This is a genomic window from Saccharopolyspora ipomoeae (assembly GCF_029952525.1).
Lineage (GTDB): Bacteria > Actinomycetota > Actinomycetes > Mycobacteriales > Pseudonocardiaceae > Saccharopolyspora > Saccharopolyspora ipomoeae.
Genome location: NZ_JASAOF010000027.1, coordinates 31361 through 35904, shown reverse-complemented (window position 1 = coordinate 35904; position 4544 = coordinate 31361). Strand labels below are relative to the sequence as shown.

General features: G+C 69.5%; 4 protein-coding genes. All 4 read right to left on the bottom strand.

Annotated elements, in window-relative coordinates; all coding sequences use genetic code 11:
- Positions 1 to 682: 682 nt before the first annotated feature.
- Genes QFW96_RS27085 through QFW96_RS27070 form a run of 4 tightly spaced genes read right to left on the bottom strand, consistent with a single transcriptional unit; the run spans position 683 to position 4526 of the window.
- Positions 683 to 877: a ferredoxin gene (locus QFW96_RS27085; protein ID WP_281458569.1), complete on the bottom strand. Its 195-nt coding sequence runs from the start codon at positions 875 to 877 to the stop codon at positions 683 to 685.
- Between the two features lie 37 nt (positions 878 to 914).
- On the bottom strand, positions 915 to 2090 hold the full coding sequence (locus tag QFW96_RS27080; protein WP_281458568.1) for a cytochrome P450: 1176 nt from the start codon (positions 2088 to 2090) through the stop codon (positions 915 to 917).
- A 5-nt stretch (positions 2091 to 2095) separates the two neighbouring features.
- Positions 2096 to 3475, bottom strand: coding sequence for a glycosyltransferase (locus tag QFW96_RS27075; protein ID WP_281458567.1), 1380 nt, complete (start codon positions 3473 to 3475; stop codon positions 2096 to 2098).
- Between the two features lie 28 nt (positions 3476 to 3503).
- Entirely contained in the window at positions 3504 to 4526 is a 1023-nt protein-coding gene (locus QFW96_RS27070; protein WP_281458566.1) for an FkbO/Hyg5 family chorismatase, read from the bottom strand.
- Positions 4527 to 4544 lie beyond the last annotated feature (18 nt).

The window sequence follows — 4544 nt, the reverse complement described above, 5'->3', positions numbered from 1 at the left end:
CCAGCCCCGCCCCCAGACCCCTGCTCCCGCCTGCCGCCAGGGCCCGGTCCCCAGAGCCCGGCCGCCAGGCCCCGGTCCCCAGAGCCCGGTCCCCGCTCCGGGTCCCGAGCCCTCCGAGCAACCCGGATTGCGGACGCGATCAACTCCCGATCGCGTCCGCAATCCCGACCCCGATCTCGGTCCCGACCTCATCTCATCTCTGTGGTCGGAGACTCGGGTGGGGACAGTTTTAGCCATAATCACCCATGATCAATGTCCCTTTTGTCCGGACAATTATGGCTAAAACTGTCCCCTGCCTCACCCCGCACGACCCGAGCCCGGGCACCCGGACCGGATTCACGCAGTCCACGGCTCCGGATTGGCGGTGGGGCGGTGCGCACAGCAGGATGCCCCGCACCTGGTGTGGTGCGGGGCATCTTCAGGCCTGGTCGCCTCGGGTGCTCGTGACCGGCAGGGGACGAGCGTCGCGCGCCGGCGACGCTCCGGTGAGCACCTCGACGGCCAGGAGCTCATCGCCAGGGGTGACGCGATTTCAATGGAAGTCGGACTCCTGATTTCCATTGAAATCGGGGACCGGATTTCCATTGAAATCGCGTCACCCGGGACCTCGCGGCGTGGCCTTGCGGACTGAGGTTGGGTTTTGCGCGCGGGCCGGGGTCGGGCTCGTGGTTCGGTCCCGGGGTCAGTCCTGGACCGTGATGGCTTGGGAGGGGCAGAGGGTGGCGGCCGTGGTGGCCGATCGGGCGAGCTCGCCCGCCGGGTTCTCCTCCAGGACGAGGACGAAGCCGTCGTCGTCCTGGTCGAACAGGTCCGGGGCCGAGAGCACGCACTGCGCCGCGCCGACGCACTTCTCGGTGTCCACGACGATCTGGGTCATGCTTGTTTCACCTTTCCGGGAGCGGGAGGGGATCGGGTCACCAGCGCACGGGCAGCGCGTGCAGCCCGAAGAGGATCCCGTCGTACTTGAACGGCAGTTCCGACATCGGCACGGCCACTTCCAGCGTCGGGATGCGCTCGAACAGCTTGGAGTAGGCGACCTCCATCTCCAGCCGGACGAGGTTCTGCCCGAGGCACTGGTGCACGCCGTAGCCGAACGCGACGTGGCCCTGCGCGGAGCGAGTGGGGTCGAACTCGTCGGGCCGTTCGAAGACCGTCGAGTCGTGGTTGGCGCCGGCGACCAGCGGCACCACGCCCTCGCCCGCCTTGATCAGCTGCCCGCCGATCTCGACGTCGTCGGTGGCGACCCGCAGCGCCACCATGTCGGCGACCGAGTAGTAGCGCAGCAGCTCCTCGACGACCCGCGGATCGTTGATCCACTCCGGGTGCGAGAGCAGCGTCAGCACGCCCAGCGAGATGTTGTTCGCGGTGGTCTCGTGCCCGGCGATGAGCAGCAGCATCGCCACGCCGGAGAGCTCCTGCACGGACATGCCGTCGCCTGCGCTGAGCTTGCTGAGCAGGTCGTCGCCGGGGCGCTTCCGCTTGATCGCGATGAGCCGGTTGAGGTAGCGCAGGATCTGCTTGCTGGCCTCGTCGCGCTGCTCGTCGGTCGAGTTGATCGTCACCAGGATCTTGGTCTTGGCCTCGAAGAACGCGCGATCGACCTTCGGCACGCCCAGCAGCGCCGAGATGACCAGCGACGGCACCGACAGCGAGAAGTCCTCGACGAGGTCGGCGCTGTTGCCGCGGGCCAGCATCGCGTCGATCGACTCGTCCACGATGGACTCGATCGCCGGCCGCAGCGCCCGGATGCGGCGCACGGTGAACTCGGGCAGCAGCTGCTTGCGGAACTTGCCGTGGTCCGGAGGGTCGAGCGCCACGAACCAGCCGGGGATCTCGCTGGCGGCCGGCACCCCGCCGGTGCGGCCGGGCGCGGGGAAGCCCTCGTGCGCCGGGTTCGAGCTGATCCGCGGATCGGTGAGGACCTCCCGCACGTCCTCGTGCCGGGTCACCAGCCAGACCGTGTCGCCGGTGGGCAGCGCCGCGCGGATCAGGCCCTGCCGCTGCCGGAACTCGGCGTACTCGGGCGGCGGGAACGACACGCCCGGCCTGCGCAGCATGAACGGGACGGGCTGCTCTTCGGTGTTGGTCACGCGGTTCACTTCCCTGCGAGCGCGGGCAGATCGAGGATCAGGTCGGCCGCGGTGGTGCGGCCCCCGGCGGTGCGCTGGAGCGCGGAGAGCTCTTCGGCGCGCTGCCGGAACGACGGGTCGCCGAGCACTCGGGTGAGCTTGTCCAGGACGTCGTCGGGGTCCATGTCGCGCGGCTTGTCGAGGGTGAGGCTGACGCCGACGTCGTGGCCGCGCACCGCCTGGTCGTAGCAGTCGACCCACAGCGGCCGCATCACCATCGGCTTGCCGAAGTGCACGCCCTCGGTGTAGGCGTTGCCGCCGCCGTGGGTGAAGAACAGCGTCACGTTCGGGTGCGCGAGCACGTCCAGCTGCGACGGCACCCACGACTCGATGCGCAGGTTGCCGGGCAGCTCCTCCGGGAGCCACTCCTGCTGGTCCTCGGGCAGCTTCCACAGCACGTCGTGCTGCCCCTCCAACCGCCGGACGACCTCGACGAACGACCGGACCTGCCCGGCGGTGAGCCGGGTGATCGTGCCGAAACCGGTGTAGATCACGGACTTCCGCTCGTCCAGCCACCGGGTGAGCTCGTCGGCGGGCGCCTGCGGCAGCGGCGGCACCATCGCGCCCACGGTGCGCAGCCCGTCGGGGAGCTCGAACGGGTAGTCCATCTCCGGGACCGCGTAGCACAGCACCATCTCGGCGGCCTCGACGCGCGTGAACTGGCCGTAGGCGGCCGGGTCGATGCCGAGCTCGGCGCGGACCTCGGTGTCGCGGGCGTTGCGCTCCTTCATCATCGAGGAGAACGCCAGGCTCAGCGTGCGCCAGCGGAACAGCCGGTTCGCGAGCCGCTGGCGCACGTTCATCTTCAGCGGCAGACCGGAGTTCGGCGCGGGGAAGTCCGGTGGCGTGTAGGACTTCCCGATCGGCACGGCCGAGGTGTAGAGGTAGCTGGGCACGAAGGTGTCGCTGAGCACGAACGGGATCTTCTCGGTGATGGCCAGCTCGTGCCCGAACTGGCACATGCAGTCGATGACCATCAGCGCCGGCTGGACCTTCGCCACGGCCTCTTCCAGCGCCCGGTACTTCGGCACCCGCTGCTCGGGCCGGTGGGTCTGCTCGATCACGGCGCGGTGGGCCTTGAACCGCGAGGACTGGGTGACCCGGCGGTAGACCTCGTCGGGCCAGGTCACCGACGACATCTCCGGCGTCACGTCTCCGAGGGAGAGGAACTCGATCGGTGACCCGACCTCGGCCGCTTCCACACCGGAGCGCGCCTTCTCGTCGGCGACGAACCACAGGTCCGGCACGCCCCGGCGCGACAGCTCCTCGACGAGCACCAGCAGCGGGTTGAGCAGGCCGGCCTCGGGGAGGCTGACGAACAGGATCGGCCCTTGGGTCGAGCTCATGGGAAACCTCTCGGCGTCGGGTGGGGGATCACGGCTCGTTCCGGGGTGCGTGGACGATTCCTTCCAGCTCCACGGAGAGGTCGGCTCGGCAGACGTCGACGTTGAGGTAGGCGACCTGGGCGTCGGGGGAGAAGTGCTCCTCGCAGATCCGCCGCACGGCCGGGATGTCCTCGCGGTGGCGGACGTAGACCTTGATGGTGTCGAGGTCGGCGAGCGTGTTGTGCTGCTCGATCCGGTAGTCCGCGGCGGTTTCCGAGCCGACGAGGTGGGCGATGTTCTCCAGCGCCAGCAGCGTCTGCTTCTCCACGTCACCGGCGAACAGCGTCTCGTGCCCGCGGATGCTGGAGGTGCCGGAGACGTAGAGCTGCCCGGCCGCCCTGTCCTCGGTGGCGCTGAGGTAGGTGGCGCGCGCGAACTTCGGCGGCCGGGGCCCGTACCGCTCGGGGTAGTTGTACGCCGAGACCTGCTTGGAGTTCTCGATCGGCGTCAGCGCGTTGGTGCGCGAGGCCAGCACGTAGAAGGAGATCCCGCCGCCCAGCGAGCCGATGCCGGTCGCGGCCGGGACCGAGGTGTCGCTGAAGTCGCGCGCCTCGAAAGCCTCGGCCCGGCCCAGGCAGAAGTCCCGGTAGACCTCCAGGCCGTCGGCGTTGTCGGCGTTGATGTCGTTGACGAAGTTCCACATCCGAGCGCATCTCTGGTAGCCGAGGGACTCCATCAGCTCCAGCATCGCGGTGTAGGCGGCGCGGGTGGCCTCGGCGTAGCGCTCGGACGGCGGGACTCGACCGGCGCAGAGCAGGTGCTCGCCGTCGTGGGCGTAGCCGATCCCGCCGGATTCCCCGGTTTCCACGGGCCGGTCGGTCGTCCACACCTCGGCGAAGCCCTCGGCGGTGCCGTGGGCCATGTGCAGGTCGAACCGCAGGTGCCCGGGCGAGATGTCGGGGTCGCCCGCGCCGGAGGTGTAGTTGATGACGCCGAGCACGCCGCTGAGCTCGTCGAGTTCGTCCAGCGGCACGAAAGCGGAAGCGGGCAGGGCGCTGATCTGCTGTGTCATGGGTGAAGTCGCTCCAGG

Excerpts from the sequence above, each read along its gene's own strand:
- QFW96_RS27075 (WP_281458567.1), bottom strand. The coding sequence starts at position 3,475 with ATGAGCTCGACCCAAGGGCCGATCCTGTTCGTCAGCCTCCCCGAGGCC.
- QFW96_RS27070 (WP_281458566.1), bottom strand. The coding sequence starts at position 4,526 with ATGACACAGCAGATCAGCGCCCTGCCCGCTTCCGCTTTCGTGCCGCTG.
- QFW96_RS27085 (WP_281458569.1), bottom strand. The coding sequence starts at position 877 with ATGACCCAGATCGTCGTGGACACCGAGAAGTGCGTCGGCGCGGCGCAG.